Origin of the sequence: Bacillus sp. S10(2024), from assembly GCF_050473865.1 — a bacterium.
Lineage (GTDB): Bacteria > Bacillota > Bacilli > Bacillales > Bacillaceae_G > Bacillus_A.
In genome coordinates this window covers 203,765-226,421 of record NZ_JBFLUR010000002.1, presented here as the reverse complement: position 1 = coordinate 226,421, position 22,657 = coordinate 203,765, and the positions used below count along the sequence as shown (strand labels likewise).

General features: G+C 37.3%; 22 protein-coding genes, 3 pseudogenes and 1 other annotated feature. Of the genes and pseudogenes, 7 read left to right on the top strand and 18 right to left on the bottom strand.

Annotated elements, in window-relative coordinates; translation table 11 throughout:
- Window positions 1–123 precede the first annotated feature (123 nt).
- On the top strand, window positions 124–585 hold the full coding sequence (gene ribH, locus AB1280_RS01270) for a 6,7-dimethyl-8-ribityllumazine synthase (RefSeq protein WP_098310647.1): 462 nt from the start codon (window positions 124–126) through the stop codon (window positions 583–585).
- A gap of 98 nt (window positions 586–683) precedes the next feature.
- On the opposite strand, the pseudogene AB1280_RS01265 reads toward ribH, so the two are convergent.
- The 8 genes and pseudogenes from AB1280_RS01265 to AB1280_RS01230 all read right to left on the bottom strand — a co-directional run bounded on the left by AB1280_RS01265 (window position 684) and on the right by AB1280_RS01230 (window position 7,467).
- Window positions 684–1,023, bottom strand: a pseudogene (locus tag AB1280_RS01265) (hypothetical protein).
- A 191-nt stretch (window positions 1,024–1,214) separates the two neighbouring features.
- Window positions 1,215–2,213, bottom strand: a complete 999-nt coding sequence (gene bioB, locus AB1280_RS01260) for a biotin synthase BioB (RefSeq protein WP_272186963.1) — start codon at window positions 2,211–2,213, stop codon at window positions 1,215–1,217.
- On the bottom strand, window positions 2,167–3,024 hold the full coding sequence (bioC, locus tag AB1280_RS01255) for a malonyl-ACP O-methyltransferase BioC (protein ID WP_272186962.1): 858 nt from the start codon (window positions 3,022–3,024) through the stop codon (window positions 2,167–2,169). Before bioC ends, bioB begins: the two co-directional genes overlap by 47 nt.
- Window positions 3,017–3,739, bottom strand: coding sequence for an alpha/beta fold hydrolase (locus tag AB1280_RS01250; RefSeq protein WP_429754642.1), 723 nt, complete (start codon window positions 3,737–3,739; stop codon window positions 3,017–3,019). Before AB1280_RS01250 ends, bioC begins: the two co-directional genes overlap by 8 nt.
- Complete coding sequence (bioF, locus tag AB1280_RS01245; RefSeq protein ID WP_429754641.1) at window positions 3,736–4,923, bottom strand: 8-amino-7-oxononanoate synthase; 1,188 nt, start codon at window positions 4,921–4,923, stop codon at window positions 3,736–3,738. The genes AB1280_RS01250 and bioF overlap by 4 nt, the downstream gene beginning before the upstream one ends.
- On the bottom strand, window positions 4,889–5,617 hold the full coding sequence (bioD, locus tag AB1280_RS01240) for a dethiobiotin synthase (RefSeq protein ID WP_429754640.1): 729 nt from the start codon (window positions 5,615–5,617) through the stop codon (window positions 4,889–4,891). The genes bioF and bioD overlap by 35 nt, the downstream gene beginning before the upstream one ends.
- On the bottom strand, window positions 5,617–6,996 hold the full coding sequence (bioA, locus tag AB1280_RS01235; RefSeq protein WP_429754639.1) for an adenosylmethionine--8-amino-7-oxononanoate transaminase: 1,380 nt from the start codon (window positions 6,994–6,996) through the stop codon (window positions 5,617–5,619). Before bioA ends, bioD begins: the two co-directional genes overlap by 1 nt.
- A 123-nt stretch (window positions 6,997–7,119) precedes the next feature.
- Window positions 7,120–7,467, bottom strand: a complete 348-nt coding sequence (locus AB1280_RS01230; protein ID WP_272186957.1) for a hypothetical protein — start codon at window positions 7,465–7,467, stop codon at window positions 7,120–7,122.
- Window positions 7,468–7,598: 131 nt separating this feature from the next.
- Window positions 7,599–7,820 (top strand) — a binding site (T-box leader).
- 10 nt (window positions 7,821–7,830) lie between these two features.
- Here AB1280_RS01230 and AB1280_RS01225 point away from each other — a divergent pair.
- Window positions 7,831–8,211: pseudogene (locus AB1280_RS01225) on the top strand (Na+/H+ antiporter NhaC family protein); the annotation flags it as partial.
- Here AB1280_RS01225 and AB1280_RS01220 read toward each other — a convergent pair.
- Window positions 8,159–10,357 carry a bifunctional 2',3'-cyclic-nucleotide 2'-phosphodiesterase/3'-nucleotidase gene (locus AB1280_RS01220; protein WP_429754638.1) on the bottom strand — a complete coding sequence of 733 codons (2,199 nt, stop codon included), beginning with the start codon at window positions 10,355–10,357 and terminating at the stop codon, window positions 8,159–8,161. The pseudogene AB1280_RS01225 and the gene AB1280_RS01220 sit on opposite strands and share 53 nt — an antisense overlap.
- 301 nt (window positions 10,358–10,658) lie before the next feature.
- Between AB1280_RS01220 and AB1280_RS01215 the strand changes: the two genes are divergently transcribed.
- Window positions 10,659–11,438, top strand: coding sequence for a GDSL-type esterase/lipase family protein (locus tag AB1280_RS01215; protein ID WP_429754637.1), 780 nt, complete (start codon window positions 10,659–10,661; stop codon window positions 11,436–11,438).
- A 379-nt stretch (window positions 11,439–11,817) separates the two neighbouring features.
- A complete protein-coding gene (locus AB1280_RS01210) occupies window positions 11,818–12,264 on the top strand; it encodes a MarR family winged helix-turn-helix transcriptional regulator (RefSeq protein WP_272186954.1) in 447 nt (148 codons plus the stop codon).
- 24 nt (window positions 12,265–12,288) lie between these two features.
- Here AB1280_RS01210 and AB1280_RS01205 read toward each other — a convergent pair whose 3' ends face one another.
- The 7 genes from AB1280_RS01205 to argC form a co-directional block, all read right to left on the bottom strand.
- Complete coding sequence (locus AB1280_RS01205; RefSeq protein WP_272186953.1) at window positions 12,289–12,447, bottom strand: hypothetical protein; 159 nt, start codon at window positions 12,445–12,447, stop codon at window positions 12,289–12,291.
- 54 nt (window positions 12,448–12,501) lie between these two features.
- Window positions 12,502–13,053, bottom strand: coding sequence for a DUF2062 domain-containing protein (locus tag AB1280_RS01200; protein ID WP_272186952.1), 552 nt, complete (start codon window positions 13,051–13,053; stop codon window positions 12,502–12,504).
- 104 nt (window positions 13,054–13,157) lie between these two features.
- Window positions 13,158–14,108 carry an ornithine carbamoyltransferase gene (gene argF, locus AB1280_RS01195; protein ID WP_272186951.1) on the bottom strand — a complete coding sequence of 317 codons (951 nt, stop codon included), beginning with the start codon at window positions 14,106–14,108 and terminating at the stop codon, window positions 13,158–13,160.
- Between the two features lie 13 nt (window positions 14,109–14,121).
- The gene (locus AB1280_RS01190; protein ID WP_429754636.1) at window positions 14,122–15,276 is read right to left on the bottom strand and encodes an acetylornithine transaminase; all 1,155 of its coding nucleotides are present in this window, start codon (window positions 15,274–15,276) and stop codon (window positions 14,122–14,124) included.
- On the bottom strand, window positions 15,245–16,039 hold the full coding sequence (gene argB / locus AB1280_RS01185) for an acetylglutamate kinase (protein ID WP_429754635.1): 795 nt from the start codon (window positions 16,037–16,039) through the stop codon (window positions 15,245–15,247). The genes AB1280_RS01190 and argB overlap by 32 nt, the downstream gene beginning before the upstream one ends.
- A gap of 11 nt (window positions 16,040–16,050) precedes the next feature.
- Window positions 16,051–17,274, bottom strand: coding sequence for a bifunctional glutamate N-acetyltransferase/amino-acid acetyltransferase ArgJ (gene argJ / locus AB1280_RS01180; protein ID WP_429754634.1), 1,224 nt, complete (start codon window positions 17,272–17,274; stop codon window positions 16,051–16,053).
- A 12-nt stretch (window positions 17,275–17,286) separates the two neighbouring features.
- The gene (gene argC, locus AB1280_RS01175) at window positions 17,287–18,324 is read right to left on the bottom strand and encodes an N-acetyl-gamma-glutamyl-phosphate reductase (RefSeq protein ID WP_429754633.1); all 1,038 of its coding nucleotides are present in this window, start codon (window positions 18,322–18,324) and stop codon (window positions 17,287–17,289) included.
- Window positions 18,325–18,559: 235 nt separating this feature from the next.
- Here argC and AB1280_RS01170 point away from each other — a divergent pair, with 235 nt between their 5' ends.
- Window positions 18,560–18,745: a YqzH family protein gene (locus AB1280_RS01170; RefSeq protein WP_429754632.1), complete on the top strand. Its 186-nt coding sequence runs from the start codon at window positions 18,560–18,562 to the stop codon at window positions 18,743–18,745.
- 263 nt (window positions 18,746–19,008) lie between these two features.
- Window positions 19,009–19,714 (top strand): annotated as a pseudogene (locus tag AB1280_RS01165) (FtsW/RodA/SpoVE family cell cycle protein); the annotation flags it as partial.
- Between the two features lie 165 nt (window positions 19,715–19,879).
- Here the strand turns inward: AB1280_RS01165 and AB1280_RS01160 are convergent.
- Both AB1280_RS01160 and AB1280_RS01155 read right to left on the bottom strand, forming a co-directional pair.
- On the bottom strand, window positions 19,880–20,674 hold the full coding sequence (locus AB1280_RS01160) for an SDR family oxidoreductase (RefSeq protein WP_429754631.1): 795 nt from the start codon (window positions 20,672–20,674) through the stop codon (window positions 19,880–19,882).
- A 9-nt stretch (window positions 20,675–20,683) separates the two neighbouring features.
- Entirely contained in the window at window positions 20,684–21,634 is a 951-nt protein-coding gene (locus AB1280_RS01155) for an MBL fold metallo-hydrolase (RefSeq protein WP_429754630.1), read from the bottom strand.
- 174 nt (window positions 21,635–21,808) lie between these two features.
- Between AB1280_RS01155 and proI the strand changes: the two genes are divergently transcribed.
- Window positions 21,809–22,648, top strand: a complete 840-nt coding sequence (proI, locus tag AB1280_RS01150; RefSeq protein ID WP_429754629.1) for a pyrroline-5-carboxylate reductase ProI — start codon at window positions 21,809–21,811, stop codon at window positions 22,646–22,648.
- Window positions 22,649–22,657 lie beyond the last annotated feature (9 nt).

Genomic DNA, 22,657 nt, shown 5'->3' with positions numbered 1-22,657 from the left:
CCTGCCACGCGCATGGATTAAAACAAAGATAGAAAACGCGAGCAAATCATATTTTTCCGAGCAACGATTTCTATGCTCGGAAAAATTAAAATAAATTTATATAGATTAAGGGAGAGATACATGATGGTATTCGAAGGTCATTTAGTTGGTACAGGATTAAAAGTAGGTATTGTCGTTGGTCGTTTTAACGAATTTATTACAAGCAAACTATTAGGCGGTGCATTAGACGGTTTAAAGCGTCACGGAGTAGAAGAAAGCAACATTGATGTCGCTTGGGTACCTGGTGCATTTGAAATTCCGTTAATCGCAAAGAAAATGGCAAACAGCGGAAAATACGATGCTGTTATTACACTTGGAACAGTGATTCGCGGCGCAACGACGCATTATGATTATGTTTGTAATGAAGTGGCAAAAGGCGTAGCTTCCCTTTCATTACAAACAGAAATTCCTGTTATCTTTGGCGTCTTAACAACAGAAACAATTGAACAAGCAATTGAACGCGCTGGTACAAAAGCTGGCAATAAAGGATGGGAATCTGCCGTTGCAGCGATTGAGATGGCAAATCTATCCCGCCAGTGGGCATAAAGTGAAACTTCCTCTTGTGAGACGCTTTTCCTCACAAGAGGTTAGCCCATCCAATTGGGCTCTTATGGCTGGTTTGATTTTCTTTCTGCTCTTATTTCTTACCAGCCGTTTGAGCGGGGTGAAATGAAACTACCCATTAATGTGGGAAAAAACCGATTACATTTCAAGTTTAAAATAAAGAGAGGCTTCTGTCTCTTTTTATTTTTCCATTTTTCCTTCCCCGTGTCCTTCTTGTATAATTTGCAGCTCTTCCCGCACTTCTTTTAAATTTTTCCCCTCTGTATTGATTCCAAAATACGCAGCTTGGTGCCGAAAATGCTGTTCGACCCTCTTTTGCAAATCTTTCTGTTCAGGATTTTCAGCAACTTTTACTGGGTCTACACTAACTGCCTTCAATAAAATAAGAAAACTCATAACTGCTAATATATATTGATGCATGCGAATCCCCCAAATCACGATTAAATTCTCTCTTACTATGTACAATTGCAGAATGGGAAATTCGAACACATAATATGTCATCTCTTTACAAATCCAATGATTCCAACACTTATATACGCTTTATTACATTTTATTTACAAAAAAAAGAAAGCTCCTTCATGGAGAGCTTTCTTCACAAGTTATCATAGGATCTACAATGCACATTCCTCAATTTCAAACCCTAGATCTTCAATCATTCCCCAGTCTGCTGTTGGCTCTTGGCCAGCAGTTGTTAAATAATCACCAACGAAGATTGAGTTGGCTGCAAATAAACCCAGCGGTTGAACAGCTCGTAAATTAATTTCACGTCCGCCAGAAATACGAATTTCTTTTGACGGATTCACAAAGCGCATCATTGCTAATACTCTCAAGCACTGCATTGGTGTTAATTCTTTTTGTCCTTCTAACGGTGTCCCCTTTACAGAAACAAGGAAGTTACATGGAATAGAATCTGCATCTAAACGCTTTAATTCAAATGCAATCTCTACGCGTTGTTCCTCCGTTTCACCCATTCCAAAAATAGCACCAGAACACGGTGATATACCCGCATGCTTCGCTTTTTCAACCGTATCAACACGATCGTCATACGTATGAGTTGAACAAATGCTTTCGTAATTATCTACATGCGTATTTAAATTATGATTGTAACGATGCACGCCAGCTTCTGCAAGGCGCTCTGCTTGATCTTCATTTAAGAATCCTAAACAACAACAAATCTTCAAATCAGTCGTTTCGCGAATTTCTTTTACCGCTCCAATAACATGATCTACTTCTTTATTCGTTGGGCGACGGCCAGAAGCTACGATACAATATGTGCCCGCCTTACGACGAATGGCTTCATGTGCACCTTCGACAATCTTCTCTTGTGTTAACCAAGCATATTTATCAATCGGAGCTTCGGATACGATTGATTGGGAACAATACCCACAATCTTCTGGACATAAACCTGACTTCGTATTAATAATCATATTTAATTTTACTTTTTTCCCGAAGTAATGATGACGAATCACATACGCCGCATTCATAATTTCTAAGATTTCTTCGTCTTTTGCTTGTAAAATACTAAGTGCTTCTTCTTTCGTTACATCTCTTCCCTCTAATACTTCAAATGCGATTTGCTTCCAATTTGTTTTCGTTTGTACCTGTTTCATTTCTTCTCTTCCCCTCTTTTTTCATATAAGAAAATAAAGCATGATATGTTGCTACAATTCGTTCACCTTCTGTAAAATCTTGTTCGTATATGCGAAGCATACTGCGAAAGATAGAAGGACTTTGACAATAAGACGCTTCATTACTATTCGTTGCTCCAACTTTACGAATCGATTGTAAAAATTCACGAACTGTAGCAAATGTTTCTATGTAACATGTTTCAGTAACCTGTATATCCCCTGTTATTCTTTTACATAATTCTTGCAGCTGTAATCCTGTAAAAAAGTTTTGCCCAACAGTTGTAGTATCCTCTATGGCACATGCTGTTTTCGCACGCTGAAATGATGTATGAAGCTCATGAAACGTTTCAGTTCCAAATGTTGAAAATAACAGCACACCATCTTCACGTAAATTTTTATATAAATGTACTAACGTAGCTGATAAATTATTTAACCATTGAAATGTTGCGTTAGAAATTATTACATCATATCGTTCATGAAGTATAATACGTTCAATGTCTTCACATTGAAATGTAACAGACTCTACATTACACCTTGTTTTTGCTTTCGCAATCATACTTTCTGCAAAATCAACAGCGGTAATCGTTGCCTTCGGAAAGGATGTTGCTAGTTGCTCTGTGACATAACCTGTGCCGCAGCCAAGTTCTAAAATATGAATTTGTGCCGCTTCATCGAAATGCTCTTTCATATGAGCAAGCAGCCAATCCGCCATCTTTTTTTGAACATTTGCATATTGATCATAGGACACAGCAGCTTGATTAAATCGTTTTTGTAACAACGTCTTGTTAATCATTTCGCTCTATCCCCTTTACGAACTGTATCATTTCTTGTGCACATCGCTTTGCTTGTGTGAAACAAAGTGCATGCCCAGCTTCTTCTATAATCGTGAGTGATGCGTTTATTTTTCCTTGTATATACTCCGCTGCAGAGAGAGGGCAAATCACATCATCTTTTCCATGAAGAAGTAGTACTGGCACATCTACTTGTACTAGCTGTTCTCTAACATCTGTTTCTATTAAATAATGGAGTCCACATTGCAAAGAATGAATCGAATCACCTTGAAACTGTTCAGCTATTTTCAGAAACGCCCTGTCTTGTTCGCTTTCCTGCTCCGCCTTGGAAAACATACTCATATAAAATCGTTTCAACGTATCATCTTTTTGTTTCAAAAGATTTCGGCTCATTCGGTCGACAAAAGAGTGTTTCCAGCCATGTATGTAATCGGAATCTGTTGTAAATTTCGCTGTTCCTCCTAGTAAAACAATCCCTTTCGTTTGCAATAAATGATGCACTTGAAGAGCAGCCAATGCCCCAAGCGACCAGCCAACTAAAATTACTTTTTTACCTTGCGCTACCTCTATAATTCGGCGTTGAAAGTCCTGCTCATCTTCACTATTACGCCAATGAACGACATGCACGGGAAAATCATGTAAATACGGAAGGAATGCTTCCCAAACCTGTTCTTCCATGCCCCATCCGGGTATAAGAATAAGAGTAGGCTGCGTCATGAAATCACTCCTTCTTCTTTTCCAATTTGTACAATCCGTTGCGTTGCCCACTGCAAATCATTATTCGTATGCTGCGCTGTTACGGCAAACCGGATGCGGGAACTATGCTGCGGTACAGTAGGCGGTCGAATCGCAATTGCCGCTATCCCTGCTTCTTGCAATTTCATACTAAAACGGAGCGCTGCTTCATTAGAACCTACAATAACAGGAACAATATGCGTGGTACTGTCTCCAATATGAAAACCAGATTTTTGCAGAGCGGTTCGAAAATATTGGCCATTTTCTATTAATCTATGACGATGTGTTTCACCTTTTCTCACAATATCAATCGCTTTCCCAATTGCGCCAAGCGTTCCTGGAGGTAACGCGGTTGTAAAAATAAAACTGCGCATCGTATTGATCAAATACTCGATACAAACAGCACTTCCAGTAATATACGCACCATAACAGCCCATTGCTTTACTAAATGTGCCCATGTGAATATCGATTGACTTAGCCAATCGGGGATACTCATGAGCAAGACCTGCGCCATTTCTCCCATATATTCCGCCTGCATGTGCCTCATCAACCATAAGAAGCGCTCCGTACTTTTCTTTCAGCATCACTAAATCTTCTAAGTGAGCCCTATCTCCATCCATACTAAAAATAGTATCCGTAACAATTAGTTTTCGTTTTTCTACCTTTGCAGATTTCAACAATTTCTCTAAATGTTCTAAATCATTATGACGATAGCGCTTATGTTCGGCACCGCTTAATACGATGCCATCTACAATACTGGCATGATTCAGCCTATCGCTAAACACAATGTCATGACGACTTACAAGTGAAGAAATAGCTCCGATATTTGCTATGTAACCGCTATTCACTATTAGTGCTTTTTCAGTTTCTTTCCAAGCACATATATGCTGTTCAATTTCTTCATATAACGGATAGTTCCCTACAACCAGACGTGATGCCGCCCCACTGGTCCCATACTTTTTTGTCGCTTCTATTGCAGCTTCTTTTAATCGTTCATCACCAGCTAATCCTAAGTAATTGTTTGAAGCTAAATTTAATAATCTCTTTCCATTTCGAATAAGCCACGCTTGTTCAGCGTGCTCCGTTGCAAATAATTTTCGGTGCTGTGATGTTTCGATAAGACTCGCTAGCTTAGACTGAAAATGCGTTTCCCACACTGGATTCATTGCGTAAAAACTCCTCTAACCTTGAGATAGCAATACTCTCTTCTGCCGCTTGTAATAATTCATTTCTTGTAAAATCTTCGCGAAGCTCTGGCAGCAATCCAATAACCGGTACGCCGCTTAATTCTTCTATCATTTCTTTATTTTCTAATACTCTTTCTTTTTCTTGTTCTCGGCATCCGGATAAAATGATCCCCGCAACTGATAGGCCGTGTGCTTTTGCATAAGAAGTTGTTAAAATCGTATGATTCACTGTCCCAAGTGTTGGCCTTGCTACAATAAGCAATGGTAATTGCAGTTGTTTCGCAAAATCGACAACGAGGGCATCGTCTGTGTAAGGAACTACAAGTCCACCAGCACCTTCTACTAACAAAGAGTCAAATTGTTTCGATAATTCTTCATAATGACTTGTAATATCTGATAATAATACTTGCCTTCCTGCCCGCTTCATTGCTAAACGAGGCGCAAGCGGTTCTTCAACTGAGTAAGGACAAATCTCCTCACATGATATTGTTACACCTGCAGCTGTTTTCAACCGAGCAGCGTCTCCTTCTCGGTGTGAGGAAAGATGACCACTCTGCAATGGTTTATAGACACCGACATTATAACCACGCTCACGTAGCAAACCCGCTAATGCACCTGTTACAACCGTTTTTCCTACTTCTGTATCGGTTGCTGTCACAAAGAAACCACTCATCATTCTCCCTCCGTTACCTCTTGAATGGCTTGCTGTAAAATCGCAATCATATCATCCAGTTCTTCTATCGTAGAAGCAAGCGGCGGCATAAAGACAACGACATTCCCTAGCGGACGAAGAATCATTCCTAAATTACGTGCTCTTCTGCAAACTTTCACACCGACTCGTTCCTGCCAAGAATATGCTTCCTTCGTTTCTTTATTTTGTACGAGCTCAATACCAATCATAAAGCCTCGCTGACGAATATCTCCTACATGCTTAAACCCCCGTAAAACTTCTAAGCGTTTTTCGATATATTCCGCTTTATGACTAACAGCTTCTATAAGATTAGTCGTTTCAAATAATTTCAAATTTGCAAGTGCTACTGCACAGCCTAATGGATTCCCTGTATAACTATGACCATGGAAAAACGTTTTTTGTTCCTCATAATCGCCTAAAAAAGCACGATAAATTTCATCTGTCGTTACAGTAATTGCAACCGGTAAATATCCCCCTGTTAGCCCTTTTCCAGCAGTTAAAATATCCGGTGTGATCCCCTCATGTTCGCATGCAAACATTTTTCCGGTTCTGCCAAATCCTGTTGCTACTTCATCTGTAATAAGAAGAACATTGTATGCTGTGCAAAGCTCTCTTAACCCTTTTAAATAACCATCTGGCATTGTAATAATCCCACTCGCTCCTTGGACAAGTGGTTCGATGATAACAGCTGCTACTTCTTCATGATTCTCTCGCAATAAATCTTCCATTTCTTCTAAATGTTTTTTCACAATCATTTGTTGATCTTCCCCATAAGGAGAACGATATGTATATGGATATGGTACTTTTAACGTATCAAATAAAAGCGTACTATACACTTGGTGAAACATATCAATCGCCCCGACAGATACGGCTCCAATTGTGTCACCATGATACGCTTCTTTCATCGTAATAAATTTTTTCTTTTTAGGCTTTCCTTTATGTTGCCAATATTGAAAGGCCATTTTAATTGCAATTTCAACTGATGTTGCACCAGAATCAGAATAAAAAACTTTCTTCAGTCCATTAGGTACAATTTCAATAATTTTTTCGGCTAATAAAATACTTGGTACATTCGCAATACCGAGTAATGTCGAGTGTGCAACTTTATTTAATTGCTCACGAATCGCATCGTCTAACTCTTGAACATGGTGACCATGAACATTGAGCCAAATAGAAGACACGCCGTCCCAATAGCCTTTCCCATTCACATCATATAATTTTCTTCCTTCTCCTCGTTCAATAATGACAGGATCATCTTCCAAATAATCTTTCATTTGAGTAAATGGATGCCACACATAATCTTTATTTTTTTGAGTTAGTTCCTCATATGTAAAAGTTTGATCCATGCTCCTCACAGTCATAATTGCCACCTCTAATGTTAACTTATTTTATTTAAAGGTTAACATTAGGAAACAAATACTGTCAATTCTTTTTCATAGAATCATATTCTAAAAAAAGAACGACTTATCCTATGATAAGTCGCCCTATTGACCATGCTTCAGTTTACCAATCTCTTGAATTAATTGTTCATCCGTTTTACCTTCTACGTCGATTCCACGTTCTTTTGCATGCTCCCTAAGAAGTTCTTGACGCTTTTCAGAACGCACTGCACCTATTTCTTTTTGAATCTGTTCTTTTGTTTTTCCTTCTGTAGAAATCCCAAATTTATCTGCTGTTTTTTTCATTTTTTCTTCTTCATCTTGTCTTACTGTTTCTTTTGGTTTTTCAACACTTTTCTTTATTGAATTCGGAGATGACGCAAATGCTGTATAAATTCCAGCACCACCAATGATTGTGAACAACATTGAAATAATTATGATTTTCATCTTCATATTTTGCCCTCCTTACATTCATTATAACGAACAAAAAAAGTAATTTGTACCCTTTTTCTCTATCAGACGACTTCAAAAATAACTGTTGACACTTCCTTATTTTATATAATAAAAATTTACTAACATGATATGAATCAGCGATGATAGGATTTAGTAATATTTCGCTTCATGATTTCACAAAGCTGGTGAACGATGCGAACCAGTACAGAACGAAGTATGAATTCCCCCCTTAAGCTTCTTTTACGAAACAGTTGGAGTAATGAAAGACGGTTATAGACCGTTATGTCTGCAAAGTGGTGAAATGTTTTTTATTTCACAATTCAGGGTGATACCGCGCTATTTTCGTTCCTGCATGATTGCAGGGGCGTTAACTTCTTTCCGGGTGAACAATATATCTTACCAAGTCAAGCATTTGCAGAAAAATACGATGAACTAGGCTTAAAGCACCGCGATCTATCACGTGTATTAGAGGATGCTGGTACAGTGATTAATCCGCTTGTACCGTGGGGAGTTAATGGTGTATTTCTCTCAAATTTCCTAAACGTACCAACAATGAGTTACTTGCCATACACCGTTTTCTGTTTACTTTGTCCAATCATCACTTTATTTGTTGGATTCAAAGGCTTTGGCCTTTCATGGAATAAAGAACATAAAGAAAAGTCCGCTGCTTCGCAGTGGACTTTTTTCTTTATTATTTATTTAATTTCTTTCTTCTCAATAACGCTATCGCACCTGCACCAATAAACGCAAGACCTGCCCCTAATGTCGTGAACACATTCGCTCCTGTGTTTGGCAAGTTGTTGTCTGTTTTCGTTTGCTCTTTACCTGAATCTGCTGCTGTCGGGTTCTCTTCGCCGTTTTTATTATCTTCTGTTGTTTTCGGCTGATCTCCGCCATTATTATTATCTGTTGGCGTTGGCGGTTGATTCGTTCCATTATTGCCGCCATTTGGCTTATCTCCACCAGTTGGTTCCTCTTTTTTCGTTACATCAATTGTATATTTTGCAAATTCATTTTCTGATGGGCCAACGTAAGAAATATTGCCGTCTTTTGTTATAAATTTTTGTGCGTTCGGAGAAGAATCAAACGTAACATTCAATTTCTCGCCAACAATTGGTTTAAATGCCCAGTTTTTATCTGCCGTCGGGTTAATTGTTTTGATTTGTTTCATATACTCTACAATAATTTGACGTGTTTCATCAGGAGACTGTAAAATCACTTCTCCTTTGCTTACACCTGGGAATGTTTTACTGCTACCACGATAATTATTCGTTGCTACAACAAACTCTTGGCTATCCGATACCGGCTTTCCATCAAACGTTAAGTTCACAATACGATTTGCAGCTTCATTTACAACTTTTCCATCTTTGTCATACTTAGCAGGCTGCGTTACATCAATTTCATATTTCACGCCATCTAATACATCAAAATTGTATGTTGGATAGTTAATATTCACTAGTTTTTGCTCATCTGTGTTCTTTGGATCGATTTGATTAAATTGACCAGCAGACATTTCTAACCAATCTTTCAATTGAGCACCATTTACTTTTACTGCATATAATGTGTTTGGATATACGTATAAGTCCGCAACGTTTTTAATTGCAAGCGTCCCTGCTGGAATATCTGTATAATATGTAGCGCCGTTACGTCCACCTGCTTTAAATGGTGCACCTGCTGATAAAATTGGCAGCCCTTCAAATTTCGTACCCTTCATCTTCTGCTCTGTATACCACTTTTGTGCATTCGTTACAATTTGAACAGATGGATCATCTTGTACAAGCGCAAAGTAACTATTAATTGGCGCTTTCGTTTCACCAACTGGTGTATTTACATATTTAATTGTTCCTTCATGATCATCCTTTATCTCGTCTACTAATTTTTGGTCTGATTCTACTAAAGCATTTCCTTTACTATCTGCAATTGGACGAACAGCAGGGTTCGATTTATCTTTTTGTACTTCCCATTTTCCGTTCACTTGCTTTAATTCCATATCAATCATACCTAAATTATTTCCGAAAACACCTGGCATTACAACCGGAACACCATTATACTTGTCCGTTACTACTGCGTGAGAATGCCCCATAAGTACTGCGTCAACACCAGGAACTTCTGTTGCTAAATAATAGGATGAATTCTCCATTCCAGAATTGTAACCGCTTTTATCAACACCCGAATGAGCTAACGCAACGATAACATCTGCGCCTTCTGCTTGCATTTTCGGCACCATTTCTTTTGCTGTTTCTACAATATCTTTTGCTATTACTTTTCCTTCTAAATTTGCTTTATCCCATCCCATAATTTGCGGTGGTACAAAGCCCATGACTCCAATTTTTATTTTCTGCGTTTGTCCAGCCTCATCTTTTACTTCTTTTTCAAAAACATGATATGGTTTGAAATAATTTTCACCAGTTTTTGCATCATATACATTCGAGTTAATTACAGGAAACTGTGTTTCGCTAGTCACTTTTTTTAAATAATCTAAACCGTAGTTAAATTCATGATTTCCAAGAGAAATGACATCATACTTCATTAAATTCATCATACGATATAACGGATGCACATAGCTTGGATCTTCTTTTTTTATTTTATTTGCCACATAATCGCCAAGCGGCGTTCCTTGCAATGCATCTCCATCATCAAATAAAACAGAGTTTTTTACCTCTCCACGTGCTTGATTAACAAGCGTTGCTGTTTGAACTAATCCTACTTTATTATCTGTTTTTGTTTGATAGTAATCATAGTTCATTAAATTTACATGAATATCAGATGTTTCTAATATTCTTAGTTTTACATTACTTTCCTCTGCATATGCAGGCGTAATCCATACTTGTGGAGCAATAACACCCAATGCAAGTGTAGCACCAGCCAACGTTTTTGTTGATTTCTTCACAAAAAATCCCCCTTATAGCATAATCCCTAATTATAAAATATACGATGGGATCAGTGTCCCTACTTCTTAATCATCCAAATTGACAAGACGTTAGTTGTCCTACTTCTTTTGCAAGTTGGATAAATTTACCCCATCTGGAATTTATCATAACGAACAGGCGTTAATATCGTCAACAAATTTTGACGTACTTCTACAAAATTTCTGTAAAAACATTGTAAAATTTTCGTGAAGACGTAACATATATTCCATTGCTTCTCATTATGAATATGATAAAATAACCATTTATAAGGAGGATAACATAATGAAAAAACTTCTTTTATCTACAGTTTGTCTCCTCCTTCTTATCATTGCATTTTTGTATTATGACAAGAATCATGAGACAAATATTCAAAAAGAACCTTCTACAGCAACCGTTCCGCACTGGATTCATACACAAACAGATGCGATGCTTCATCATCTTGTCTTAGGTGATTCTCTTGCAAAAGGTTATGGATCTACACAAGGTGGGTATGTACAAGTTGCTTCTCATACATTAGAAACACAATTACAAAAACAAATTATAGTCGACAACCTTGCAATAAATGGCTTAACAACAGACCGGTTACTGCAAATGGTGCAAACCGAAGAAATAAAGCAAAAAATAAAAGAAGCTCATATGATTACAATTAGCATTGGTGGGAATAACGTTTTACACATCAATCGAAATGTCGGTATTATAGAAGGAATGAAATTATTAAATGAAGAAAAAGATCATTTTGAACAAGATTTACAAAACATTGTAAAAACGATTCGTTCCGCTAATCCGAATGCACTCATCATTTTATCTGAGCTCTATAACCCATTAAAACTAGATGATTCCATTGCTTCTTACGCAAATGTTTTCTTAGACAATTGGAACAAAACAATATATTCGATTTCAAAAGAAAATCAGCCTTCACTCGTCTTACCGATTCGTAAATTATTACCAAATGATCAAAAAGATTTACTGTATGATCAAGTTCATCCAAATGATAAAGGATATGAAATAATCGCAGAATCATTCGCAAAACAAGTGTTATCATATAAAGTGAAACTTCCATAAGTAGATGGGGTTCCTGCTTATGGTTAGTTGAACCAATCGGGTCCTTACAGGTGGTTCTTCTTCCTGATTTCACACAAGCTACCGCCTGTTTGGGCGGGATAAAGTGAAACTTCCATAAGTAGATGGGGTTCCTGCTTATGGTTAGTTGAACCAATCGGGTCCTTACAGGTGGTTCTTCTTCCTGATTTCACACAAGCTACCGCCTGTTTGGGCGGGATAAAGTGAAACTTCCATAAGTAGGTAGGGTTCCTACTTATGGTTAGTTGAACCAATCGGGTCCTTACAGACGGTTTTCCACCTTTTATTCACAAAAGAATCATTCTATTTTTATAACATTATGTTTTTTTGTTACAATAAGAACAGAAGGGGGGCCTGTTATATGGATTCACGTGAGTGGGAACGCATCGTTGATCATCTCCTTTCGCTAGTGCCTCTTTTTTATCGCAAGTTTATGCTTCCTGGAGAGTTCTCTTCTGAGCGACATATGCCGCCATCACATACGCAGGTATTATTGTTATTGCATGAGCGAGATACATTAGCAGTTTCAGAAATCGGTAAACGATTAGCTATTTCAAGGCCGAATATGACACCATTGCTAAATAAACTCATTCAAGAAGAGCTTGTAGAGCGCCATTATAGCGAAAAAGATCGACGTGTTATTTTAATGTCTCTTACAGCCGAAGGAACATCATTAGTCAATCAATACAAACAATTCCTTTTAAAAAAACTAAAAGAGAATTTACAAACATTATCAGCAAACGATCGGGAGCAGTTAACCCATTCATTGCAAACTATCCAAAATTTAATTATGAAAGCCAATATATAAAGCTGCTTCTAACTAGAAGCAGCTTTATGTCTCATAATAGTTTCCGTAATATACATTTGAATACGGCCAAGTAGTTAAATATGGTTTACTTTCTTGTGATGGTTGAACAGTCTGTCTTACGTAAGAAACAGGATAATATACAACATGCGGGTAGTACCTAGGATCATAATAAGAAAAAAACATCAACTTTCCTCCTTTTTAGAAGCATATTCAAAAAGGAAAATTGATGTGCATTCATTATAGTTGTGCAATTGGTCTTTTTATTTGTTTCTTTCTTTTCGTCAATCGTAATTTGCGGTTTTTCTCGTATAAATAGTGCATAACAAAATAGGCAATTATGCCGAGTCCAACTCCTATAATTGTCATACCTATTATTACATATACTTCACTTTGTAACAGACTTCTTAATATTGTTAGTCCATTACTTGAAAAAAAGTCTCCTATTGTATAATGGTGAAGCGGTATTTTTTTTACTTCAAAAGGATAAATGAGTTTTCCTAATGCATGCGCAAAAGGAATGAGAAGGACAGGTAAAAATGTTATTTTCCCAATAATATTACCGATCACAGCTGCAGGAAATGAACCTTTCAGTAATCGAACAAGTGGATAAAAAATAAGATATACGAGCGAAGCTGTATGAATAACTAACATCTCCATTCCAAATCCAACAGCAAATCCTCGCGATACAATTTTTGCGCCTTCTGGTGCACGCAATAATTTATAATAATTTAACTTCATCCCTCGCCAAATACGCTGAAAGAATGAATATGTTTTCTTATTTACTCGCATCTACATCATCTCTCTTATATTTTTCTGTTTCTTACTATTATAAAGTATGTAAAGAGAAAATGCGAAATCTAGATAAGACATTTCGAACCAAAAACAACCTTCTATTATGAAGAAGGTTGTTCATCTTGTAATAAACTGACTAATAATGTCTTTTGTACATGCAGGCGATTTCCCGCTTGTTGAAACACAATGGATTGTGGACCATCAATGATTTCTGAGGTGACTTCTTCTTCGCGATGAGCTGGGAGACAATGTAAGAAACGATAAGTTGATTTTGCTTCTTGGACAAGTTGTCCATTCACTTGATATGGCTGAAACAATTTATATTTCTCTCTATTGTCTTCTTGCCCCATACTCATCCAAACATCCGTATAAATAAAATCTGCTTCTTTGACAGCCTCTTTTGCATTATATGTAATCTGAATTTTAGCTCCTGTTTCCTTTGCAATTTCAATTGCACGCTTCACGATTTCTTCATTCGCTTCATATCCTAGAGGCGTTGCAACTGTAATGTTCATCCCTACTTTCGCACTCGCAAGGAGCAGTGAATGACAAACATTATTTCCATCACCAACGTAAGCTAGCTTAATATTTTTAAATGTCTTTGCTTCTTCATAAATCGTCATTAAATCTGCCAATGCTTGACACGGATGATGATCATCTGTTAATCCATTAATAATGGGAATTGTCGCTTCCTTTGCTAATTCTTCTACTTCCGCATGTGAAAACGTTCTAATCATAATCCCATCTATATATTGTGATAGCACTTTTGCCGTATCCGCAATACTTTCTCCTCTTCCAAGTTGTAGTTCTTTGCCGTTTAAAAACATACCATACCCTCCAAGCTGAATCATTCCAGCTTCAAAAGATACACGTGTACGAGTAGAGTGTTTATCAAAGATTAATCCTAAAATTTTTCTGTCTAAGAGTGGCAACGTTTTTTCTTTTTTTACATACATCGCAAACTCAATAATTGCAAGGATTTCTTCTTGTGATAATTCTTCTAATGTTAAAATATCCTTTGTTTGCAGTTTTGGTACAGAAACTGTTTTCATACAAATTCCTCCTCTATTTTAGCAATGCTTGTTTACATACACGATTCATCATATGCACTGCTTCATCTATTTCAGCTTTCGTTACAATAAGCGGCGGTAATATACGCAGTACATTGGGTCCAGCTTGCAAAACGAGAAGGCCTTCTTTCTCTAACGCCGCTACCATCGCACTGACTTCCCCGTTGCAAACAACTCCAATCATGAGTCCTTTCCCCCGAATATCAATAATCCACTCCATATCCTGGAACTCTTTTTGTAATTTCCGTAAAAAATACGCTCCTTTTTCTTGTACTTCTTGCAAGAAAGAAGGCTGTGAAACAATTTGTAATACTTCTTTTGCAGCTGCCATCGCAATAAAATTCCCACCAAACGTCGAGCCGTGTGTTCCTGGAGAAAAAACGGATCCTAACTCTTTTTTACTCAGCATCGCTCCAACTGGAATACCATTTCCAAGCGCTTTTGCAACCGTGACAACATCAGGTAATATTCCCATTTGTTCATATGCAAATAGCGTCCCTGTTCTTCCAATTCCGGTCTGTACTTCATCGACGATGAAAAGTGCACCGTTTGTATGACACAACTTCTCAATTTTACGCAAAAATGGAACATCTGCTGGAAAAACACCACCTTCTCCTTGTACAACTTCCACCATAACTGCTGCAACTTCTTCATTCATCGCTTCTTGAAACGCAGTAATATCATTAAAAGGAATGTGTAGAAAACTTGGAAGGAGTGGTCCAAATCCATCATGAATTTTAGATTGTCCTGTTGCACTCATCGTTGCAAAAGTTCGTCCGTGAAATGATTGTTTACACGTAATCACAACTGATTTCTCTGTATACTTACGGGCTAACTTCAGCGCTGCCTCATTTGCTTCCGCTCCGCTATTACAAAAAAATGCATAGTGTAACTGGCGACCCTCTGTTAATAACTTAGCAACTTCTTCTTGTACGGTATGAGGAAATAAATTGGAAATGTGCCATATCGTTTGTAATTGCTCTTCTACAGCATTTACCACCGCTGGATGACAATGTCCTAAATTACATACCGCGATGCCGGAAGTAAAATCTAAATATTGCTTTCCTTGTTTATCAGTTACCTTTGTGCCGCTCCCGTTCACAATTTCAATATTTCGTCTACTGTATGTTGGAAAAATATGCTTTCCCACTACTTCTCCCCCCTTTTGTTATTGTTGTTCCAATCCACTCTCCTTCATTTGTCAAAAAACATTGTGTACCATTCACGATTACAACATCCTTTACCCCTAGTTCTAATGATGTCAATGCAGCTTTCACTTTCGGAATCATCCCACCTGTAATCGTTCCCTTATTTATAAGCTCGAGAAGCTGCCGTTCATTTGCTTTCTCAATGAGCTGCTTCTTATCTATAATGCCATCTACATCTGTAATAAAAATTAATTTCCCCGCATTGATTGCTGTCGCAATCGCCGCTGCTGCTGTATCTGCATTCACGTTATATAACTGTCCATCCATTACTCCAACAGGTGCAACAACAGGAATAAACTGATTTGCTAACAAACATTGTAATAACGCCTTTCGAACAAATTTCACTTCACCAACAAAACCAAGTTCCGCTTCTAGCGGAGCAACTTGCAGTAACCTTCCATCACAGCCGGATAGTCCAATCGCTTCAAGTTTTTGCTCATTTAATTTTGAAACAAATGTCTTATTTGTGCTGCCGCATAACACCATTTGCACAATTTTCATTACCTCTGCTGTTGTTACACGTAGTCCATCTTTCTTTTCAATCGGAATACTTAATTTATTTAGCATCGCATCAATTTCAGGCCCGCCGCCATGAACAACAATCACATCATACATTTGCGCAATTTGTTTCATACATTGAAAAAATGTTTCACCTAAACGAGCCAACATACTGCCGCCGCATTTTATTACAATACGTTCTCTCATCTCTTCTCTCCTTACGTGTGATAACAAGCATTAATTTTTATATATTCATAACTTAAGTCGCATCCCCATGCTCTTCCGCTTGACTTGCCTATATGTAGATATACATCAATAACAAGCTCTTCTTGTTGCAGCATTTGTTTCATCTCCTCTTCTGAAAAACATTGAGGTTCACTATTCTTTAACACCGCAATCGACTGAATAGAAATATCAACCGTATGTGGTTCAATCACAATGCCACTTTGTCCAATTGCGCTAATAATTCTCCCCCAGTTTGCATCCTCACCGTATACAGCAGCTTTCACAAGATTGGAGCCAACAATTTGCTTCGCGATCATATTTGCTTCTTCCACAGTTCGCGAACCATGCACATTTACTTCAATTAACTTTGTCGCTCCCTCTCCATCTTTTGCAATTTGCTTTGCTAAATCTTCACATACCTTTCCAAGTGCGAGTATAAACTTCTCCCATTCAGGATGTTCTTCGCATATTGCAGTTGTATTGGATAACCCACTAGCCATCACAAGTACCATATCATTTGTAGATGTGTCTCCATCGACTGTAATTTGATTAAATGTATGATTTGTAATTTGCGATAAAGCTCTTTGTAATGTTTCACTTTCTATATTCACATCAGTCGTAATAAACCCGAGCATCGTTGCCATATTTGGATGAATCATCCCCGATCCTTTCGCAGCCCCGGCAATTGCAACCTCTTTCCCTTCAATTGAAAACTTGTAACATGATTGTTTCGCAACTAAATCTGTCGTCAAAATTGCTTCATAAAACGATGTCGCAATCTCTACTTCTGTTGAGGGTTGGAACGAAGAAATACCACTTCGTACTTTCTCCATTGGTAGAGGCTCTCCAATGACCCCTGTAGACGCTACCGCAACGTACTTCTCCTCTACATGAAACTGCTTAGCAGCTAATGCACGCATTTCATATGCATCCTGCAGTCCTTTTGCACCTGTGCAAGAATTCGCATTTGCACTATTCACAACAATAGCCTGTAATTTTTGCTTAGCGGCAATACTCTCTTTCGTAACAATAATAGGAGCTGCTTGAAATTGATTTTGCGTATAAACAGCCCCACAGCTCGCCGGTACTTCACATACGATTGCTCCCATATCTTTTTTCTCTTTTCTTAATCCTGCATGAATCCCAATCGCGGCAAATCCTTTTGGTGTTACAATTGAACCGTTTTCTATCTTCGTACATATTACTGTTTCAATCATGCTTTCTCCCCCTTACGGATACAACGGCATAAAGTGTAAGTTCTCCGTCTCTTCCACCCCTGCTAATATATTTGCATTTTGCACAGCTTGCCCAGCTGCACCCTTCATTACATTATCAATGACTGCTACAATCGTAATTCGTCCCGTTCGTTTATCATAAGCCGTTCCGATGTCACAAAAGTTAGATCCCCTTACTTCTTTCGGACTTGGAAAAACTCCCTTTTCTCGTATTCTTACAAACGGTGAATGACAATAACTTTCCTCATAAACTTGCTGAAGCACAGCATCTGTTATCTCCTGCTTCGCCTTTGCATAAAGCGTGACCATAATCCCTCTCGTAATCGGAATCAGATGTGTGCTAAACGTGATTGGTTTCATGTTCTCATCCCATTCCCCCAACATTTGCTCAATTTCCGGGATATGCTGATGTCCATTTACTTTATAAATAAATAAATTATCGTGAATTTCCGGGAAGTGCGTCATATTTGTCGGTGTCTTTCCTGCTCCAGAAACTCCCGATTTCGCATCAATAATAAGGGAATCCACTGCAATGATTCCGTTTTTTACTAATGGAGCTGCCGCCAGCAAAGCCCCTGTTGCATAACATCCTGGATTTGCAATTAAATTTGCAGTTGCGATTTCGCTTTTTTTCCATTCCGTTAATCCGTACACTGCTTGTTGTAATATTTCTTCTTTGGCGGCTGTTTTTTTATACCACTCTTCATATATAGCCGGTTTTCGAATTCGAAAATCTCCTGATAAATCAATCACTCTTACACCAGCCTCTAGTAAACTCGGAGTTAAATTTGCTGACACCCCAGCCGGCGTTGCTAAAAATACAAGATCCGCTTCTTTCGCAATCCCTTCAACATCTACCTCTGCTAATGTATGAGAAACAAAAGTAGATAAATGAGGATATGGTGTTGTCATAACCTCTCCAATTTGCGAAAAAGAATGTAACGATGTCACTGTAAAGCTTTGGTGATGTGTTAATAATCGTAAAAGCTCAAGCCCCCCGTATCCAGTCGCTCCAATAATTGCCGCTTTCATAATTCCTCCTCATTACCTTTTAGATTTAAATACGATTATAGTATTGTATATTTATAGAGTCAATTAAATATTTATAAATTTATAAACAATAAAAAAAATAACATTACAAGGTCATTTTACTAATAAAACTTTTATAACAAATGAATTTTTATGCACAAACGAAGATGTAGAGATTTTCTTATCAAATTCAAGTACAATAAAAACAATACATATACACATATAGGTGAGAAAAATCATGAGTGAAAAATTAATCGAAAAAATGATTACAAAAAGTTTTCAACAATATCAATGTACGCCAACTTCACAAGAAGACTACGAAATGCTCATAGAACGTATTCAAAATATTATTTCTAACAATGCGGAAATTGATTTATATGAGGCTGTAGAAGATGCCGTGTATGAATACATTACGTTATCGTAAAGAGTGTGAAATTTATAAATTGAAACTTCCATCAGTTTTTTTATCCCCCACTAATGAAAATCCCGCACAATCGGGTCATTCCATTGAGTAAGTCTTATTAAACGAACGGTGGCAGGATAATGAATTTCATGGAGTAAAATAAGAAATTAGGGTAGAGAATTATTTAGAAAACCAAAAGGGATATGCCTTTGTTAAAATAAGAGATTTATTTTTAGTAAAGCAAAATTAAACTTGGAATAAAGATAGTTTTAACAAAACGGTATGGAGAATCGTTAATAAAAATTGGTCCCATTACAATTGGATGTTTAATGGCTGTACCATTTTTTTTTCTAGCTTGGGCTTCTTTTTTTAATAATAGTAGGTTAAAGGTTTGGCATCTTGGGATTTTGTACTTGTTTTCTTTGTGTCTATTCTTAACTATACCAAGTCTTTCAACAACCTTTATCTATCATCGGTGAATTGTTTTTTCGCCCCTCAGTAAAGGGCCCCCATTTGGCTAGAATTTTAGGGTTTTTAAACCCAGAAAATTACGTAGATGGTCCAGGTTATATGTATTTACGTTTAAAAGAGTTAATGTCGTCAGCGGGGTGGTTTGGTGCAACTGGAAAAATGGGGTTCATTCAGGCTGCACATACTGATTTTGTGTTTGCAAGTTTGACTTACTATTATGGTTATTTGTTTGCACTTATCCTTGTCTTAATTCTTTCTCTTTTTGTAGCAAGGATAATGGTCATATCTTATAAAATAAATGATCATTATGGTAAATTGCTTCTTGTTGGTGGAATGACTCTTTTTGTAGTTCAGTTCATTTATAACGTTGGCATGATCATAGGTTTATTACCGATTGCTTCTATATCCTTGCCTTTTATTAGCTACGGATTGATACCAACTCTGTTTCATGCGTTTTTAATGGGTATCGTGTTAAGTGTGTATCGACGTAAAAATTTGATATCAAGTAGTTTCATTTAGAATTGAATCCAAAATTTCTTTAAATTAATTTAACAAAAACGAACAAGTAGGTAGTTTCACGACTTCTAAAATTAACGGATATTATTACAAAGAAAATACTGAATTAGTATCAGCCATAGAAGATTTAATCAACAAAAAATAGGAGATTCTCAAATAGAGAATTTCCTATTTTTTACTTAATGATTTTCCAGCAACACGTTCGAATAAACCAGGAAATAAGGAAAAGACAATTGGTCCTAAACTCATCCATTTCGGTAAATTCACTTCACGTTTTTTTGTTTCAATCGCTTTTACAATTTGCTGCGCTACATAATGTGGTTTCAATATGTAACGTTCAACACTTTTTACGTATGTACCTGATTGATCCGCTATTGTATGGAAGTTTGTATCAATTGGCCCCGGATTAACTGCTGTTACAGTAATGTTTGTATTTGCAAGTTCCATACGCAAGCTATTTGTAAACCCTAACACCGCATGTTTCGTTGCTGCATATGCACTTGATTTCGGCGTTGCAATTTTCCCTGCTAGTGAAGCAATATTCACAATATGGCCACTATTTTGTTCGATCATATAAGGTAAAACTGCTTTCGTACACGCTACTAAACCGAATACATTTACATCAAACATATCTTTAACTTCTTGTACGGATGCATCAACAAACGTTTTAAACACACCAAAACCAGCATTATTGACTAATATATCAATACGTCCTATATCTTGAAGCAATTGTGTAAAAACAAGTTCCACTTCTTCTTCATTACTTACATCCAAAACATAATAATGACAAGAAGTACGATACATGGTTTCAATTTTTTGTTTGAGCGCCCGTAACTTTTCTTCTTTACGAGCGATTAGTACAGGGATTGCACCGCGCTCTGCTGCTTGCATCGCTAACTCTTCCCCAATTCCGCTTGAAGCTCCTGTTATGACGATTACTTTATCTTGTAAACGCCTATTCATGGCTGTCACCTACTTTGCATAGTAAATCCATTTCTCTGATGACTTATCAATCATCACCTGTTGATTATATGCTAAAAAGTCTAATTGTCCAACTGTTTCAGAGATTATAAGCGGTAACTGCTTTTCATATAGCACCGGAAATAGTTTGACGCATACTTCAAATGCTGTCATCGGTTGTTCCTTTAATAAATTTAACACTTTAAGAGCACGCGCCTCTTGTTTTTGGAGACGCTCATTTACTAATTTTTTCACATCAGTAACATCTTCCCCATGCCCTGGTAAAACACGTGAAATATTCATATTAGCTAAGCGCTTTAATGTTTCATTATACTGCAGCATCGGTTTCGCTCGTTCTGTTTCTCCTTCATATGGTGGTTCTAGAATTGGATTAGAAGAAATATGTCCAATTAAGGCATCACCTCCAATTAACAATCCATCCTTTTCACGGTATAAAGAAATATGGGTAGACGCATGCCCTGGCGTTTCAATCACTGTAAATCCCGGCAACGAAGCAATGCTATCTCCTTCTCTTACCGTATGTGTAAGTGAACGTTTACAAGAGTAAATCATTGTTTTCATTAACGATGCACTTTGTTTTAAAAATGTTTCTGGAACTCCAAATTGTCTAGATTCTTCTAAGAAGAATTGATGATATCGCTTTAGAAATTGCGGATCCTGTGTAATCCACGGTTCATTCCACGGATGGCCCACAATATTTGTTTGACTAGAAAATATATCCAATAATCCACAATGATCTGCATGGTGGTGTGTCAGCACAACTGTTTCAATATCTTCTACCTTATATCCTAGTGCATGTAGTTGCTTCTCTAATGCAAGTCTCGCTTCTTCTGTATTCGTTCCTGTATCAATTAATGTAAGTGTTTCTCCCTCCACTAAAAAAACATTAACGATTTCTACCGCAAACGGAACAGGAATTTCCAATCTATGAATAACTGTCATACTATATGCCCCCTCTGTTTCTCCGTTTCAAAAAATGAATCTTCCTTCAGTTTACATCTAACAAGAAAATTTGTCATTATTTTCAGATAAAAAGAAGGGATTTTCTACGAAAAGCCGAATGTATGTAAATTTAAGTAAGTTATTCTCATATGCATAGCAAAAGGGGGACACATCATGTCATTACAAAAAATCGCTTTTGTCGGTGCAGGCTCAATTGCCGAAGCTACAATTGCTGGATTATTACAAGCCCAAGTTGTAAAAGGAGAACAAATTGCTGTTAGTAACCACTCTAATAAAACAAGACTAGAAGAGTTGCATCACCGTTACGGTGTACATGGTACCCATGATAAAAAAGAGCTAATTGCTCACGCTGATATTATATTTTTGGCAATGAAACCAAAAGATGTCGTGGAAGCTCTTACTCCATTACGAGATTATATTACAAACAATCAACTAATCATTTCATTACTAGCCGGCGTATCTACGACATCCATTGTCAATTTACTGAAAAAAAATGTTCCTATTATTAGGGCAATGCCAAATACATCATCAGCAATTTTAAAATCCGCTACTGCCATTTCTCCTTCTGTTCATGCAAAAGAAGAACATATTATGCTCGCAAAAACGCTTTTTGAAACAATTGGCCTTGTGTCTGTTGTAGAAGAAAAGCATATGCATGCTGTTACTGCTTTATCAGGAAGCGGTCCAGCTTATATTTATTACGTTGTGGAAGCAATGGAAAACGCAGCAAAACAAATCGGCTTAGAGGAAACTGTTGCAAAATCACTAATTCTCCAAACAATGATTGGCGCCGCAGAGATGTTAAAAACAAACGAAAAGCATCCTTCTATATTAAGAAAAGAAATTACATCGCCAGGAGGAACGACAGAAGCTGGCATTGAAGTATTGAAAAGCTTTCAATTTCAGGAAGCACTTATTCAATGTATAACAGAAGCAACAAAACGTTCTCACGAGCTTGGTGAAACGTTAGAGAAGTTTGTAAATAAACAATAAAAAAACCTT

Bases quoted from the DNA above. Each gene is read 5' to 3' on its own strand.
- ribH (WP_098310647.1), top strand. From the start codon at position 124: ATGGTATTCGAAGGTCATTTAGTTGGTACAGGATTAAAAGTAGGTATT.
- bioA (WP_429754639.1), bottom strand. From the start codon at position 6,996: ATGACTGTGAGGAGCATGGATCAAACTTTTACATATGAGGAACTAACT.
- bioD (WP_429754640.1), bottom strand. From the start codon at position 5,617: ATGAGTGGTTTCTTTGTGACAGCAACCGATACAGAAGTAGGAAAAACG.
- AB1280_RS01250 (WP_429754642.1), bottom strand. From the start codon at position 3,739: ATGACGCAGCCTACTCTTATTCTTATACCCGGATGGGGCATGGAAGAA.
- argC (WP_429754633.1), bottom strand. From the start codon at position 18,324: ATGAAAGCGGCAATTATTGGAGCGACTGGATACGGGGGGCTTGAGCTT.
- AB1280_RS01215 (WP_429754637.1), top strand. From the start codon at position 10,659: ATGAAAAAACTTCTTTTATCTACAGTTTGTCTCCTCCTTCTTATCATT.
- bioF (WP_429754641.1), bottom strand. From the start codon at position 4,923: ATGAATCCAGTGTGGGAAACGCATTTTCAGTCTAAGCTAGCGAGTCTT.
- argF (WP_272186951.1), bottom strand. From the start codon at position 14,108: ATGAAAACAGTTTCTGTACCAAAACTGCAAACAAAGGATATTTTAACA.
- AB1280_RS01170 (WP_429754632.1), top strand. From the start codon at position 18,560: ATGAGTGAAAAATTAATCGAAAAAATGATTACAAAAAGTTTTCAACAA.
- AB1280_RS01210 (WP_272186954.1), top strand. From the start codon at position 11,818: ATGGATTCACGTGAGTGGGAACGCATCGTTGATCATCTCCTTTCGCTA.
- AB1280_RS01160 (WP_429754631.1), bottom strand. From the start codon at position 20,674: ATGAATAGGCGTTTACAAGATAAAGTAATCGTCATAACAGGAGCTTCA.
- argJ (WP_429754634.1), bottom strand. From the start codon at position 17,274: ATGATTGAAACAGTAATATGTACGAAGATAGAAAACGGTTCAATTGTA.
- AB1280_RS01205 (WP_272186953.1), bottom strand. From the start codon at position 12,447: ATGTTTTTTTCTTATTATGATCCTAGGTACTACCCGCATGTTGTATAT.
- AB1280_RS01155 (WP_429754630.1), bottom strand. From the start codon at position 21,634: ATGACAGTTATTCATAGATTGGAAATTCCTGTTCCGTTTGCGGTAGAA.
- AB1280_RS01230 (WP_272186957.1), bottom strand. From the start codon at position 7,467: ATGAAGATGAAAATCATAATTATTTCAATGTTGTTCACAATCATTGGT.
- AB1280_RS01200 (WP_272186952.1), bottom strand. From the start codon at position 13,053: ATGCGAGTAAATAAGAAAACATATTCATTCTTTCAGCGTATTTGGCGA.
- bioB (WP_272186963.1), bottom strand. From the start codon at position 2,213: ATGAAACAGGTACAAACGAAAACAAATTGGAAGCAAATCGCATTTGAA.
- proI (WP_429754629.1), top strand. From the start codon at position 21,809: ATGTCATTACAAAAAATCGCTTTTGTCGGTGCAGGCTCAATTGCCGAA.
- argB (WP_429754635.1), bottom strand. From the start codon at position 16,039: ATGAGAGAACGTATTGTAATAAAATGCGGCGGCAGTATGTTGGCTCGT.
- bioC (WP_272186962.1), bottom strand. From the start codon at position 3,024: ATGATTAACAAGACGTTGTTACAAAAACGATTTAATCAAGCTGCTGTG.